The sequence below is a fragment of the Methylocystis rosea SV97 genome, assembly GCF_000372845.1.
In the GTDB taxonomy this organism is placed as follows: Bacteria; Pseudomonadota; Alphaproteobacteria; order Rhizobiales; family Beijerinckiaceae; genus Methylocystis; species Methylocystis rosea.
Genome location: NZ_KB889963.1, coordinates 2462757 through 2476594, shown reverse-complemented (window position 1 = coordinate 2476594; position 13838 = coordinate 2462757). Strand labels below are relative to the sequence as shown.

Here is a 13838-nt window from a genome sequence, read left to right as displayed (position 1 = left end):
ATTGAACGGCCCGAAGAGTCGCTATCGCGGTGAACGCATCAGGCGGATGTCTAGATCGTTCACTTTCTTGCGCAGCGTATTGCGGTTCAGTCCGAGCAATTCCGCCGCCTTGATTTGATTGCCGCGCGTGGCCGCAAGCGCCGCGGACACAAGCGGAATTTCGATCTCGCGAATGATCCGATGATAGAGACCGGGCGGCGGCAACTGATCCCCATAGTCGCGGAAGAGCTTGGCGAGATGAAGCTCGACGGAGCTCGAAAGCGTTTGTCCATCAGACAATTCTTGCGACGGCGCGGCTGCGGCTGAGCCTTTGTCGCCCGGGTCAGCCTGCCGAATCTCATGTTCAAGTTCGGTCTCGACGAGCTGATCGGAAATGACTTCCTGCGGGTGCAGCGCGGCAAGCCTGCGGATGAGGTTTTCGAGTTCGCGGATGTTGCCCGGCCAGCGATATCTCTTCATCCGGTCGAGCGCGGCCTGATCGATGTATTTCTGCGGCAGTCCTTCGCTCGCCGCCACCTTGAAGAAGTGATGCACGAGGTCGGGGATGTCCTCGGCGCGCTCGCGCAACGGCGGCAGCCGAAGCGGCACGACGTTCAGGCGGAAGTAGAGATCCTCGCGGAACAGGCCCTGCTGGATCAGGATCCGTAGATCCTTGTTGGTGGCGGCGATGATTCGGACATTGGTCTTGATCGGCGTGCGACCGCCCACGGTCGTGTATTCGCCCTGCTGCAACACGCGAAGCAGCCTGGTCTGCGCCTCCATCGGCATGTCGCCGATCTCGTCGAGAAACAGCGTGCCGCCCTCGGCCTGCTCGAAGCGCCCGGCCGATCGCTGGTTGGCGCCGGTGAAGGCGCCCTTCTCATGGCCGAAGAGTTCGCTTTCGATCAGATCGCGCGGAATCGCCGCCATATTCACGGCGACGAAGGGGCCTTTTTTGCGCTTTCCGTAATCGTGCAGGGCTCGGGCGACAAGCTCCTTGCCGGTTCCCGACTCGCCATTGATCATGACCGTGAGGTCGGTCTGCATCAATCGCGCGAGGGAGCGATAGATTTCCTGCATCGCGGGGGAGCGGCCGACGAGCGGCATTCCCTCGATCTCATCGTGGCGGTCATCTTCGGGCTGCTTGCGGGGCTCGGCCATGGCGCGGCCGACGATGCCCACGAGCTCCTTGAGGTCGAAAGGTTTGGGCAGATAGTCGTATGCGCCGCGCTCTGACGCCCGAATGGCGGTCATGAACGTGTTTTGCGCGCTCATGACGATGATCGGAAGCTCAGGACGAAGCTTTTTGATGCGCGGCAGAAGCTCGAAAGCGTTCTCGTCGGGCATGACGACGTCGGTGACCACGAGATCGCCCTCGCCCGACTGCACCCACCGCCACAAGGTCGCGGCCGCGCCGGTGGTGCGCACTTCATAGCCTGCGCGCGAAAGCGCCTGCGCGACGACCGTGCGTATGGACGCGTCGTCGTCGGCGACCAGAATTTCTCCTCGCGTCATTGCTTCGGTCTCCCGCCTTTGCGAGATGTCATGCACGCCGTTCCTCGCGTTGATCGGGCCGCTTTGCCCTGTACATCGGCATCAAAACCCGAAACGTTGTCCGTCTGGGGAGGGACTCGCACTCCACGATGCCGCCGTGGTCGTTGACGATCTTCGCAACCAGTGCAAGTCCGAGGCCAGTTCCTGTCGATTTGGTGGTGACAAAGGGATCAAAGAGATGCGCGGCGATGTCTTCCGGAACGCCGGGGCCATTGTCGCGCACACAGAATTCGAGCGGCAGTCCAATGGGGCTTTTCTCGCCAAGCGCGCGCAGGCTGACGCCGGGCCGGAAAGCGGTCGAGAGTTCGATCTCCCCATCGACGGCTTCGCCGACGGCTTCCGCCGCGTTCTTCACGAGATTGAGGAACGCCTGCACCAATTGATCGCGGTTGGCGTAAACCGGCGGCAGCGATGGGTCGTAGTTCTCGACGAAGCGAACGTTGCGGGCGAATCCGCTCTGTGCGACGCGCTTCACGTGATCCAGCACCGAATGGATGTTCACCTGCTCGCGCTGCAACGGACGCGCGTCGGAAAACACTTCCATCCGGTCGACAAGCCGCACAATCCGATCGGTCTCGTCGCAAATCAGCCGCGTCAGCGCGCGGTCCTGATCGCCCAGCGCCGATTCGAGCAGTTGTGCGGCGCCGCGAATGCCGGACAGCGGATTCTTGATTTCATGCGCCAGCATCGAGGCCAGCCCAGAAACCGAGCGAACGGCGCCACGATGCGTCAATTGCCTGTCTATTTTGTCGGCAATTGTCCGCTCCTGCAGCATGACAAGCACGAGCCCGTCGCCTTCGGGCAGCGGCGCGCAATGAACGTCGACGCGTCGGTCGGCCTCCTGGCCGGGGCGGCCGAGATCGACCTTGTATTCGTTAATCGTCGCGCCACGTTCGCGAACCTGCTCGATGAGCGCCGTGAGCGGCGATCCGAACGGCAGCAGCCGATCAAGCGACTGACCGATGAGCAGAGGCTTGCCGAGTTCGAAGAAGGCCTCCGCGGCGGCGTTGGCGTCCTCAATGACGCCATCGCGGGCGACGGTCAGAATCGCGTTGGGCAGAGCCTCAAGCATGCATGATCGGCCGGCGTCATTGATGATCTTGAGCGGCTCGTAGCCGCCGCAATGCGCGCTATTGCGTCGAGGGCGGTCGAAAACGCTCATGCCGCGATCCCCTGCTCTGCAGGCTGCGCCTTCAGAAAAATCAGCTCAATCAGCCGCGCCGCCTCATCGGGCGAATCTGTGGTGACCAGCGCGTGGCGCGCATCGGCTGCGGCATGTACCGCCGAGCGACCGACGAGGCGATCGACATAGGCGGCGAGATGTTTGCGCGCGTGCCTCAACCCGGCCGACGCGCCCATCGACGCCAGCAGACCTTCGAGGTGTTCGCGCGCGATGTCGGCGCGCTGCGCCAGCGTGGGCGGCGCGCGCCGATCGCCGGTCTGCAGAAAATGCGCGATATCGCCGACGATCCAGGGTTGCCCCAGGGCCGCCCGTCCGATCATGACCCCGTCGGCGCGCGAATGCTCGAGCATCTCCACGGCGTCGTCTTCGCCGGCGCAGTCGCCATTGGCGATCACCGGAATTCGCACGGCCGCTTTCGCCGCCGCGATCGCCCGCCAATCGGCCTTGCCTGCATAAAACTGCTGGCGCGTGCGCCCATGCACGGTGATCATCGCGGCGCCTTCGGCTTCCGCGCGTCGCGCAAGCTCCGCGACGTTTCGGGTCGTTTCATCCCATCCAAGCCGCATCTTGACGCTCAGCGGCACGCATATTGCCTCGCGTGCTGCAGAGATCAGCCGCGCCGCTTGATCGAGATCGCGCATCAGCGCGGCGCCCGCGAGGCCTCCGGTGACACGCTTGCAAGGACAGCCCATGTTGATGTCGATCCAGTCAGCTCCAGAGGATTCGGCGCTTCGCGCGGCCGCCGCCATTTCCGCCGGCTCGCGCGTGGCGATCTGAATGACCCGGGGCCACGCGCCGGCGCATTCCAGCCGCATCGCCGTTTCGCGATCGCCGCGGGCGACGCCAGCGGCCATCACCATCTCGCTTACCGTCGCCGACGCCCCCAGACGCGACGCGATACGGCGCATGGTCGGGTCGGTCACGCCGGCCATCGGCGCGAGCAGCGCGCGACCGGTGAGCGTGATCCCGCCAATGCTCAAAGGCGAAGGGTCAAAGCCAACGCCTAGTTTTTTGGCAGTAGCCATCTTGCCCACATCATAAGCAGTTCTCTTCGCACTTGCAACATAGCATTTCTCCAGCCCGTCGCCATTTGACGGCGTTGGCGAAAACCGACAGAGAGCGGCCATGGGCGCCGCTCACCACATTCCTTCCATCGCCATCCTGATCGTCGCCGGCGGGCGCGGCGCGCGGGCGGGCGACGGCCTGCCCAAACAATATCGACCGATCGCCGGCATGACGCTGCTCGCCCGAACGCTGCATGGGCTGCATATGGCCATGCCCCAGGCAACGCTCAAGGTCGTCATCCATAAAGACGACCTCGACCAATACGCCGCGAGCGTCGCGGAGCTCTCCCCTTCCGATCGGGCGCGGCTTCTGCCGCCGGCCTTCGGCGGCGCGAGTCGGCAGGAAAGCGTCAGGAACGGCCTCGAGGCACTCGCGAGCGAGGGCGCGCCGGACATCGTGCTGATTCATGACGCGGCGCGTCCTTTCGCGGACGCCGCGCTCATCGCGCGCGCGATCGAAGCCGCCGAGATTCATGGCGCCGCCGCCCCCGGCGTGCCGCTCGCCGATACGATAAAGGAGATCGACGCCGCCGGCGTCGTCGTCGCGACGCCCGACCGCGCGAGGCTCCGCGCCGTGCAAACGCCGCAGTCCTTTCGCTTCGATCTGATAATGGAAGCCCATCGCGCTGCGGCCGCCGGCGGGCGCGATTATACCGACGACGCCATGATCGCCGAAGCCGCCGGCGTGAAGGTGCATATTTTTGAAGGCGACGCCGCCAATTTCAAACTCACGACGCAACAGGACTTCGCGCGCGCCATGGAGCAGTTGAAGCAACCCGCATTCGCCGATCTGCCCGACATCCGCATGGGTCAGGGGTATGACGTCCACGCCTTCGGGCCGGGCGGTGCCGTCTGGCTCGGCGGCGTCGCGGTCCCGCATACGCATGGTCTCGCCGGCCATTCGGACGCCGACGTGCTGTCCCACGCCATCACCGACGCCATTCTCGGCGCGATTGCCGAGGGCGACATCGGCGCGCATTTCCCGCCGTCCGATCCGCAATGGAAGGGTGCGGCGTCGTCGATCTTTCTGGCGCGCGCCTGCGAACTGGTCCGGGCGCGCGGCGGCGCGATCGCCAATGTCGATGCCACGATCATTTGTGAAGCGCCGAAGATCGGCCCGCACCGCGAGCGGATCCGTGAAAGCCTCGCCGCGACGATGGGCGTCGAGATCGGCCGCGTCGCGATCAAGGCGACGACCACCGAGCGGCTGGGATTTACCGGCCGGCAGGAAGGCATGGCGGCGCTGGCGATCGCGACGGTAAGGTTGCCGTGAGGGACTGAGCGAACCTGCGTCTGCTCCCAGTCGCGTCACTGCGCGCCGGACGCGAAGCGATCCAGTGTCGCTGACGAATCGGATTGTCATTCCCGACGCGCGCTTGCGCGCGATCGGGAATCCAGAGGCGCAACAAGTATCCTCGTTATTGCTCTGGATTCCCGGTCAGGCCTGCGGCCTGACCGGGAATGACACAGCGCGCAATGACGACTGGCCCGCATGACCTGCTATTAAGACCGGTTCGCAAAGCCGAGGCCTCTCATGATCCGCGTGACCGATAGAATCGCGCTCCACGAATGGGAAATCGTGGAGGAGTTCGCGCGCGCGTCGGGGCCCGGCGGCCAGAATGTGCAGAAGGTCGAAACCGCCGTGCGGCTGCGCTTCGATATCCGCAATTCGCCCAGCCTCGTGGATGACGTGAAGGCGCGGCTCGCGCGCCTCGCCGGCCGGCGGTTGACGAAGGACGGCGTCATCCTCATCGAAGCGCGCCGCCATCGCACGCAGGAACGCAATCGGGCGGATGCGCTCGATCGTCTCATCGACCTTATCCGCATCGCGGCGGCTCCGCCGCCCCCGCCGCGAAAGAAGACCCGACCGACGCTCGGCTCTAAGCTGAGACGTCTCGACGGCAAGAAGCAGCGCGGCGACGTGAAGGCGCTGCGCGGCAAGCCGACACATGAGTTATGATCCGGCTGATCCGTGTTGGGCCATGTCATTCCCGGCAGACCGCAGGCCTGACCGGGAATCCAGAGCCGATACAGCAGCGCTGGTTTTGCCCTGGATTCCCATCGCGCGCGTTGCGCGCGATCGGGAATGACACTTGAGCCGTTCAAAGGATGTCGTATGACATACGTAATCCAGATTTATGAGATACGTAATGAGTGAACATACGACTTACATAAAAGCTAATGCGCTTCTCGATAAAGCCCGCGCCAAAGGCCTGCGTCTTGCGTGCGCCGAATCCTGCACCGGCGGGCTGGTGGCCGCAGCGCTCACCGAAATCCCAGGCTCGTCCGATGTGTTCGAGCGCGGGTTCGTCACCTATTCCAATGAGGCGAAGCGCGACATGCTGGGCGTCGCTGACGCATTGCTCAAGGCGCATGGCGCCGTCAGCGCCGAGGTCGCGCGCGCCATGGCGCTGGGCGCCGTCGATCACTCGCTGGCCGATGTCGCCGTCGCGGTGACGGGCGTCGCCGGACCCGGCGGCGGTTCGGCGGAAAAGCCTGTGGGGCTCGTTCATTTCGCCTGCGCCCGGCGCGACGGCGGCGTCGACCATGTTGAGCGGCGCTATGGACCGCAGACGCGCGCCGAGATCCGCGCCGCCTCCGTCATGCAAGCGCTGGACATGATGATGGACGCCGTCGACGCGGCTCAACGGCGGCCGTAAACCTCGTCGGCGCGCGTGGCGAAGGCGTCCGCATATTTGTGGAACGCGCGATCAAACATCGCGCCCATCACAAAGCCAAGCGCCGGACTCTTGAATTCATAGGCGATGTAGAACTCGACCATCGACCGCGGCGCGCCGGCGGTCACCGCCGGCTCGTCGCGAAACGTCCAGCGATTATCGAGCTTTCGAAACGGTCCCTCGGCGCACTCGACTCGGATGTCCAGTTTGTTGGAGTCGCAGCAGACGCGGCTCACATAGCGCTCGCAGATCGCTTTGAAGCCGACCTGCATCTCGATCAGCGACACCTCGACCCCAGGCGAGATCTCCGACCGTCTGCGGATGCGAACGGCCTCGCAGAGGGGCACGAATTGCGGATAGGATTCAACGTCGCGCACTAGCGCAAACATTTCTCCTGCGCTGTGCGGCACGTAGCGACGGTTGCGGAAACTCTTCATGGGCCAAGCTTCTAGTTCATTGACGAGAGCGGCAAAAGTCGGCGCCGTCACGCGGCTGGAACAATTGCGTCGCATCGCAGTTCTATCGACGAGCTCTCGCTGGCTCATGAGATATTCTACGGAGGGAACAATGGCCAACAAATCAGATTTCACAGCTGATGAATGGAAAAAACTGCTTGAATCGCCGCTGCTGGCCGGCTTCGCCGTAAGCGCCGGCGATCCGAGCGGCTTCATCGGCACGCTGCAGGAGGGTTTCGCGAGCGCCAAGGCTTTGGCCGCCGCAAAATCCGATCCCAACGCCGACGCGCTGATCAAGGCGGTTGTCGAGGACCTTCTCACGCCGGACGGACGCACTGCGGCCCGCGACGGGGTGAAGGGCGTGGTTGACGGGGCCAAAGTGGAGGAGTTCAAAGACCGGGCGCTCGTCGAGTTGCGCCGCACCGCCTCCATCCTCGATTCGAAAGCGCCCAATGAGTCGAAGGCGTTCAAGAACTGGCTCAATCATATCGCCAATCTGGTGGCGGAAGCGGGCGTCGAGGGCGGTTTTCTGGGCTTTGGCGGCGTGAAGGTCACCGACGCCGAACGCGCGACGCTGGCGGAAATCTCCACCGCGCTTAGCGCTTAATCTACCTCCGTTTTTCGAGGAAAATTTGCAAAATCGGGGAGGACGAGCCCCCTCCCTGTCCCACCCCGCTTCGCGGGAGAGGGGACGCCAATGAGCCGCATTTCGGAAAGCTCGATGAAGCGCCGAGTCTAACTCCCTCTCCCGCGAAGCGGGGGAGGGTGGGGGTGGGGGCTAAGCCGCGCCCACATGTTAATTCCGCATGTCCGCGTCCACCCGGCACGTTTACCGTTCCGCGAGCCGCTGTTCGCGCGCCGAGCGGAGCTTGGCGAAATCGTCGCCGGCATGATGCGACGAGCGGGTGAGCGGCGAGGCGGCGACGTAGAGAAAGCCCTTCGCGTAGGCGAGCGTCTTATAGGACTCGAATTCCTCCGGCGTCACGAAGCGCTCGATCGCGTGGTGCTTGCGCGTCGGCTGCAGATATTGGCCGATGGTGATGAAATCGATGTCCGCCGAGCGCATGTCGTCCATCACCTGCATCACCTCGAGACGGCTCTCGCCGAGCCCGACCATGATTCCCGACTTGGTGAAAAGCGAGGGGTTCAGCTCCTTGGCGCGCTGAAGCAATCGCAGCGAGTGGAAATAGCGCGCGCCCGGCCGCACCGTCACATAGAGCGACGGCACGGTCTCGAGATTGTGATTGAAGACGTCCGGCCCCGCCGCCACCACCCGCTCCAGCGCGCCAGGCTTTCTGAGGAAGTCCGGCGTGAGCACTTCGATCGTCGTTTCGGGACAGGCCGACCGGATGGCTGCGATGGTCTCGGCGAAATGACCGGCGCCGCCGTCATCGAGATCGTCGCGATCGACGGACGTCACCACGACATGCGACAGGCCAAGAGCGCGCGTCGCTTCCCCGACCCTGCCCGGCTCGGTCGGATCGAGCCGCGTCGGCAGGCCCGTGGCGACATTGCAGAACGCGCAGGCGCGCGTGCAGATCTCGCCCATGATCATGAAGGTGGCGTGCTTTTTCTCCCAGCATTCGCCGATGTTGGGACAGGAAGCTTCCTGGCAGACGGTCGTGAGCCCGGCGTCCTTTAAGAGGCCGCTGGTTTCCGCCCAGGCCTTCGAACCCGGCGCCTTGACGCGAATCCACGGCGGCTTGCGCAGCATAGGCGCGTCGGGCCGGCCCGCCTTTTCAGGATGACGGAGAGGCGCCTCGCCCCGTTTCTTTCGGGGGTCGTCATTCAAGAGATCAAGCACGGTCAAGAGCGGAGAGTCTCCTCTCTCACCAAGCTAGGCATATCAATGGCGAACGGCAATGTCCTCGGGAGATCTATTGGCGAGAGGCAGCGCTCCGCACGCGACGCAGAACAGCGCCGCGCCGACCGCGCCGGAAACCAAGACCGCTTCCGCGCATCGTTGCCCCACGCCGGCCCGAACCGCGAGTTCGGCCGCCAGCCATGCCCCCGTGACCCCCGAGAGCAGCAAAGCCCCTGCTCGCACGTCGGCGTGCAGAACATGCGAGAGCTTTGTGGCGCTCCAGCCGACAAGGCCGCCGATGAGCAGAAGAGCGAGGAACTGCGCGTTGGGCGCGCCAACGATCGCGGCTGCGGCTGAGAGCAACGCGTCCATGAGTGCCTCCCGGCGGGGTGAGGAAAGGTTGCAGCTAGAGCTGACGCCCCATCAACGATTTAGACGAGGCTTTGTTCCCAGCTTTCCTACGGAAACCGCGCACCTCGCGGTGCGCTCCTGTGCCGCTGTCACCAAGCTGATTCAAAATAAGCAGACATAATGCTTTTAAATCATGTACTTGAATGTTAAACTTATTGTTTAAGTTTAACGTCGTCTCTACAGATATTCGACCTCCAGAACGCCCGGTATGGCGCGCAGTGCGCCCGCGACGTCCGGAGTGATGGGATAGCTTCCGGGCAGTCGGATTTCGATTTCCTCCCGTCCCGAATCGCGCTTCAGAAGAATCGACACCTCGCCGTCGCCGCGGCCGGCGAGCCGCGTCTTGATTCCGTCGAGCGGCCCCTCGTCCCCGACCACGACACGCAGGCCCTTTTGCGCGCGCGCCGCCGCCGCGGCCAAAGGTTCGACCGTGACGATGCGCGCCCGGACGTCCTCGCCCTCGACCGCCGCGGAGAGGGTCACCAGCACCGCCGCGCCCTTCTCCAGAAGGTCGCGATATTGCGTCAGTCCCTCCTGGAACAGAATCGCCTCATATTGTCCGCTGACGTCCGAGAGCTGCAGGATGCCCATCTTGGAGCCGGACTTGGTGCGCCTCTCGGTCCTGTCCAGAACCACGGCGGCGAGCCGGCCAGCGGTGGCTCCCCGCTTGACCGAGGCGGCGAATTCGCTCCAGCGCGACACGCGGATTTTCGGCAAGAGGCCGGCGTAAGCGTCGAGCGGATGGCCCGAGAGAAAAAAGCCAGCGGCTTCATATTCGCGCCGCAACGTCTCGGCCGCTGGCCAGGGCGGGGTCTTTGGAACCGCAAGGTCCGCAGCCTCGGCTTCGCCAAAGAGCGCATTTTGTCCGGCCTTGCGGTCCTCGGCGTGCCTGTTGGCCGCGGCGAGCATCGCCTCGATCGCCGCGAAAGCCCGGGCGCGATTAGGCTCGAGTTCGTCGAACGCGCCGCAGGCGGCGAGGCTCTCCAGCGTCTTCTTGTTTACTTCGCGCGGGTTCAGACGTCTCGCGACGTCGGCGAGACTCGCAAATCGGCGCTCCGCCCGCGAACGCACAAGCGACTCGGCCTGCGCTTCGCCGACGCCCTTGAGCGCCGAAAATGCGTAGCGGATCGCGAGCCTGCCTTCGGCGCCCGGCGCGACGTCAAAGTCGACGCCCGACTCATTGATCGACGGCGGTTCGACCGCGATGCCCATGCGCCGCGCCTCGTCGCGGAACTCGGCAAGCTTGTCGGTCTGGCTCTTGTCGAATGTCATCGAGGCGGCAAGGAACTCCGCCGGATAATGCGTCTTGAACCAGGCGGTCTGATAGGCGATCAGCGCATAGGCCGCCGCATGGCTCTTGTTGAAGCCGTAATCAGCGAATTTCGCCAAGAGGTCGAAGATTTCGTTGGCCTTCTGCTTGCTGAGCCCCCGCTCCATCGCGCCGCTGACGAAACGGTCGCGCTGGGCGTCCATCTCGGACTTGATCTTCTTGCCCATGGCGCGACGCAGATTGTCGGCTTCGCCGAGCGAATAGCCGGAGAGGAGCTGAGCGATCTGCATCACCTGCTCCTGGTAGATGATGACGCCGAAGGTCTCCTTCAGAATGGGCTCGATCGCCGGGTGAATGTAGTCTGGCTCTTCGTCGCCGAGCTTCACCGCGCAATAGGTTGGGATATTCGCCATCGGTCCGGGGCGATACAGCGCCACCAGCGCAATGATGTCCTCAAACCGATCGGCGTGCATTTCGACCAGCGCCTTGCGCATGCCGGCGCTTTCCAGCTGGAATATCCCGACGGTCTCGCCGCGGCCGAGCAGCGCATAGGTCGCCGGATCATCGAGCGGAACCTTGGCGAGATCGAAATGGGGATCTCGGCGGCGCGCCAGGCGGCTTGCCGTTGCGAGAACGGTGAGCGTCTTCAGACCGAGAAAGTCGAATTTGATCAGCCCCGCCGGCTCGACCCACTTCATATTGAACTGGGTCGCCGGCATGTCGGACTTGGGGTCGCGGTAAAGCGGCGTCACCTCGTGCAGCGGCCGGTCGCCGATGACGACGCCGGCGGCGTGGGTGGAGGCGTTGGAATAAAGCCCCTCGAGCAAACCGGCGATTTTAAAGAGCCGCTTGACGCGCTCGTCCTCCTCCACGGCCTCGCGCAACTTCTGCTCGCTCGCCAGCGCTTCGGCGAGCGTGACGGGCTTGGCGGGATTCTGCGGCACGAGCTTGGCGAGCTTGTCGACCTGTCCGAGCGGCATTTCGAGAACGCGACCGACGCTGCGCAAAACGCCGCGCGCCAGGAAGGAGCCGAAGGTGATGATCTGCGCGACTCGGTCGGCGCCATAGCGGCGTCTGACATAGTCGATCACTTCGCCGCGGCGCGTCTGGCAGAAGTCGATGTCGAAATCCGGCATCGAATTGCGCTCAGGGTTAAGGAAGCGTTCGAAGAAGAGTCCGAAGCGAACCGGATCCAGATCGGTGATGGTCAGCGCGTAGGCGACGAGCGAGCCCGCGCCGGAGCCGCGTCCCGGTCCAACCGGAATTCCCTGAGATTTGGCGAATTTGATGAAGTCCGAAACGATAAGGAAGTAGCCTGGGAAGCGCATCTTCTCGATGACGGAAAGTTCGAAATCTAGACGCGCGGCGTATTCCACCCGCGTTCGGCCCGGCGCCGGCCCATGCGCGGCGAGGCGCTGCTCAAGCCCTTCGATCGCTTCACGGCGCAGCTCCTGCGCCTCGATGTCGTCGAGCGACTGAGCATCGCGCGCGTCTTGCACGAATCGCGGCATGATCGGCTTGCGCGTCCGCGGTCGGAAGCTGACTCGACGGGCGATCTCCAGCGTGTTGGCGGTCGCCTCTGGGAGATCGGCGAACTGCGCGCGCATTTGGGCGCGAGTCTTGAAGTAGTGCTCGGGCGAGACCCGCCTCCGATCGTCGACGCTCGTCACCGCGCCTTCGGCGATGCAGAGCAGCGCATCATGCGCTTCATAGTCGTCCTGGGCGGAGCGAAGAAGGGCTCATTGGTGGCCACGAGCGGCAAGCCGCGACGATAGGCAAGGTCCAGCAGCTGCGGCTCGACGTCGCGTTCAGAGCGCAAATTGTGGCGCTGGACCTCGATATACAGCCTGTCGCCGTAGAGACGCTCGAGCGTCGCCAGGCGCGCGCCCGCCTGCTCCGGCCTGCCCTGCGCCAGGGCGCGGTCCAAGGCGCCGTCGGGCCCGCCGGTCAGCGCGATCAACTCCTCGGCGTCGGCGGCGAGCGCGTCCAGCGTCAGATGCGGCTCGTCGCCCTGCTCGACTTCGAGAAAGGCGCGCGAGGCGAGCCGCATCAAATTGCGATAGCCGGCCTCGGTCTTGGCCAGCAGCACGATATTGGCGAAACGATCGTCGCGCGCCGAGACTGCGCCGCCCTTGCCGTCGGCGAAATCGACCCGGAGCTGTGCGCCTGCGATCGGTTGGAGGCCGGCCTTGGCCGCCTTCTCCGAAAATTCCAGGGCCGCGAAGAGATTATTGGTGTCAGTGACAGCGAGCGCGGGCTGGAGATCGCGCACCGCGAGATCAATCAGCTTGCCAAGCGAAAGCGCGCCCTCGCGCAGCGAATAGGCGGTGTGGAGGTGAAGATGCACAAAGCCGGCTTCGGCGGCAGGCATGGTCGCAGGCCTTGGGGAACGCGGGGCGGATCGGGTCGAAGTCTACAGTTTGGCGCCCCGTCCCGGAACTCCTCGCGCGCCGCCGTCCCCAGATAGCGTGAAAAGCGGCGCCCGCCCCGACGGTTTCAGGTCTGGGGCGGAAAGCGGTCTATCGCTGCAAAACCGCGAAGCGGTGAACGTTCACGCCATATTCGGTGAGGAGCCGGTGCATCGCGGGAGAGAGGCGAACCACACGAGACGCGCTCAGATTCGAGCTGCAGTCGTTCTTGAGGCCGACGTATTTTTCGTGAAGGGCGTTCGCCTCCCCTTCGCCAACGGTTGAGCGGACCTGCTCAAGCACGGCGTTCACTTCCGCCCCGCCATATTGCTGGACGAGGGAACAGCCGATGCGCACATCCTGCGCAGTCGCGGGCGTTGCAGCGCTCAGAAGAAACGCGCCAAACAGGGCGAGGGCGGCGAGGGCCGGCTTTCCATGACTCATGTGGTGCTCCTTGGCTAAAGACGGCCGTTCGGACTTTGCTTGACCACAGGTCTCCAGCGAAGCAGCACGAACGGCGCTCAGTCTAAAGCCCGGCGGAGGCGACAGCCTCCCCGGGGCTCATGTGTCCTAGCCGCGCTTTGGACGTACGTGTTTAGCGCCTATTACTCGGCCGGGCTATAGACTTTCGCGGCAGACTCGATCGGCTTGAACGCTTCCTTGGCGAGCGAGGTGTAGAGCTCTCCGAGCTTGGTCGCTTCGGCCATGAAATCCTCGTAGGCGCTCTTGGCGAAATCGGACTGAAGCTGAAGCGCTTCGTCGATCTTCTTGACCGCGATCAGCTTTTCGGCCAGGACGCGGCTCTTTTCGAAGGATTTCTTGGAATAATCGGTGGTCTCGGCGGCGATGCTCTGCCAGCCCTTGGTCACCGCGGCCGCAGCGGCGGACACGGCTTCAAACTGCTCTTTGCCGAGCTTCTGAACGCTGTCGAAATTAGCTGCCATGGGTTCGTCCTCATGATTTTGGCGCAAAGGCGCCCTATGCGGCGCTATGCGCCCGCTCACGACTTTTTTATATGCAATGCACAAATTA

At 64.1% G+C, this 13838-nt stretch carries 12 protein-coding genes and 1 pseudogene; 4 read left to right on the top strand and 9 right to left on the bottom strand.

The genetic code is table 11. The features are described 5' to 3' along the window. Positions 1-21 precede the first annotated feature (21 nt). Genes ntrC through dusB form a run of 3 tightly spaced genes read right to left on the bottom strand, consistent with a single transcriptional unit; the run spans position 22 to position 3741 of the window. On the bottom strand, positions 22-1494 hold the full coding sequence (ntrC, locus tag A3OO_RS0113000) for a nitrogen regulation protein NR(I) (RefSeq protein ID WP_026222956.1): 1473 nt from the start codon (positions 1492-1494) through the stop codon (positions 22-24). A 28-nt stretch (positions 1495-1522) separates the two neighbouring features. Further along, positions 1523-2695, bottom strand: a complete 1173-nt coding sequence (locus A3OO_RS0112995) for a two-component system sensor histidine kinase NtrB (RefSeq protein WP_018408271.1) — start codon at positions 2693-2695, stop codon at positions 1523-1525. Continuing rightward, positions 2692-3741: a tRNA dihydrouridine synthase DusB gene (gene dusB / locus A3OO_RS0112990; RefSeq protein WP_156824820.1), complete on the bottom strand. Its 1050-nt coding sequence runs from the start codon at positions 3739-3741 to the stop codon at positions 2692-2694. The genes A3OO_RS0112995 and dusB overlap by 4 nt, the downstream gene beginning before the upstream one ends. 100 nt (positions 3742-3841) lie before the next feature. On the opposite strand from dusB, the gene A3OO_RS0112985 reads away from it, so the two are divergent. From A3OO_RS0112985 to A3OO_RS0112970, 3 genes are all read left to right on the top strand, one after another. Next, positions 3842-5053: a bifunctional 2-C-methyl-D-erythritol 4-phosphate cytidylyltransferase/2-C-methyl-D-erythritol 2,4-cyclodiphosphate synthase gene (locus tag A3OO_RS0112985; protein WP_018408269.1), complete on the top strand. Its 1212-nt coding sequence runs from the start codon at positions 3842-3844 to the stop codon at positions 5051-5053. A gap of 261 nt (positions 5054-5314) precedes the next feature. Beyond that, positions 5315-5740, top strand: coding sequence for an alternative ribosome rescue aminoacyl-tRNA hydrolase ArfB (gene arfB, locus A3OO_RS0112975; protein ID WP_018408267.1), 426 nt, complete (start codon positions 5315-5317; stop codon positions 5738-5740). A 190-nt stretch (positions 5741-5930) separates the two neighbouring features. Then, positions 5931-6440: a CinA family protein gene (locus tag A3OO_RS0112970; RefSeq protein WP_018408266.1), complete on the top strand. Its 510-nt coding sequence runs from the start codon at positions 5931-5933 to the stop codon at positions 6438-6440. On the opposite strand, the gene A3OO_RS0112965 is transcribed toward A3OO_RS0112970, so the two are convergent. Continuing rightward, positions 6425-6895 (bottom strand): type II toxin-antitoxin system RatA family toxin, encoded by a 471-nt coding sequence (locus tag A3OO_RS0112965; RefSeq protein ID WP_026222955.1) that lies wholly within the window; start codon positions 6893-6895, stop codon positions 6425-6427. The two genes, A3OO_RS0112970 and A3OO_RS0112965, sit on opposite strands and share 16 nt — an antisense overlap. A gap of 130 nt (positions 6896-7025) precedes the next feature. On the opposite strand from A3OO_RS0112965, the gene A3OO_RS0112960 reads away from it, so the two are divergent. Next, positions 7026-7520, top strand: a complete 495-nt coding sequence (locus A3OO_RS0112960) for a hypothetical protein (protein WP_018408264.1) — start codon at positions 7026-7028, stop codon at positions 7518-7520. A 222-nt stretch (positions 7521-7742) separates the two neighbouring features. Here the strand turns inward: A3OO_RS0112960 and lipA are convergent, their stop codons facing one another. From lipA to A3OO_RS0112935, 5 genes and pseudogenes are all read right to left on the bottom strand, one after another. Next, positions 7743-8723 (bottom strand): lipoyl synthase, encoded by a 981-nt coding sequence (gene lipA, locus A3OO_RS0112955; protein WP_018408263.1) that lies wholly within the window; start codon positions 8721-8723, stop codon positions 7743-7745. Positions 8724-8759: 36 nt separating this feature from the next. Then, positions 8760-9089, bottom strand: a complete 330-nt coding sequence (locus tag A3OO_RS0112950) for a hypothetical protein (RefSeq protein ID WP_018408262.1) — start codon at positions 9087-9089, stop codon at positions 8760-8762. Between the two features lie 216 nt (positions 9090-9305). After that, positions 9306-12769, bottom strand: a pseudogene (dnaE, locus tag A3OO_RS21680) (DNA polymerase III subunit alpha). Positions 12770-12917: 148 nt separating this feature from the next. Next, a complete protein-coding gene (locus A3OO_RS0112940) occupies positions 12918-13250 on the bottom strand; it encodes a hypothetical protein (protein ID WP_018408261.1) in 333 nt (110 codons plus the stop codon). A 161-nt stretch (positions 13251-13411) separates the two neighbouring features. After that, entirely contained in the window at positions 13412-13750 is a 339-nt protein-coding gene (locus A3OO_RS0112935) for a phasin family protein (RefSeq protein WP_026222954.1), read from the bottom strand. Between the last annotated feature and the right edge of the window lie 88 nt (positions 13751-13838).

Excerpts from the sequence above, each read along its gene's own strand:
- ntrC (WP_026222956.1), bottom strand. The coding sequence starts at position 1,494 with ATGACGCGAGGAGAAATTCTGGTCGCCGACGACGACGCGTCCATACGC.
- A3OO_RS0112995 (WP_018408271.1), bottom strand. The coding sequence starts at position 2,695 with ATGAGCGTTTTCGACCGCCCTCGACGCAATAGCGCGCATTGCGGCGGC.
- dusB (WP_156824820.1), bottom strand. The coding sequence starts at position 3,741 with ATGGCTACTGCCAAAAAACTAGGCGTTGGCTTTGACCCTTCGCCTTTG.
- A3OO_RS0112985 (WP_018408269.1), top strand. The coding sequence starts at position 3,842 with ATGGGCGCCGCTCACCACATTCCTTCCATCGCCATCCTGATCGTCGCC.
- arfB (WP_018408267.1), top strand. The coding sequence starts at position 5,315 with ATGATCCGCGTGACCGATAGAATCGCGCTCCACGAATGGGAAATCGTG.
- A3OO_RS0112970 (WP_018408266.1), top strand. The coding sequence starts at position 5,931 with ATGAGTGAACATACGACTTACATAAAAGCTAATGCGCTTCTCGATAAA.
- A3OO_RS0112965 (WP_026222955.1), bottom strand. The coding sequence starts at position 6,895 with ATGAAGAGTTTCCGCAACCGTCGCTACGTGCCGCACAGCGCAGGAGAA.
- A3OO_RS0112960 (WP_018408264.1), top strand. The coding sequence starts at position 7,026 with ATGGCCAACAAATCAGATTTCACAGCTGATGAATGGAAAAAACTGCTT.
- A3OO_RS0112950 (WP_018408262.1), bottom strand. The coding sequence starts at position 9,089 with ATGGACGCGTTGCTCTCAGCCGCAGCCGCGATCGTTGGCGCGCCCAAC.
- A3OO_RS0112940 (WP_018408261.1), bottom strand. The coding sequence starts at position 13,250 with ATGAGTCATGGAAAGCCGGCCCTCGCCGCCCTCGCCCTGTTTGGCGCG.
- A3OO_RS0112935 (WP_026222954.1), bottom strand. The coding sequence starts at position 13,750 with ATGGCAGCTAATTTCGACAGCGTTCAGAAGCTCGGCAAAGAGCAGTTT.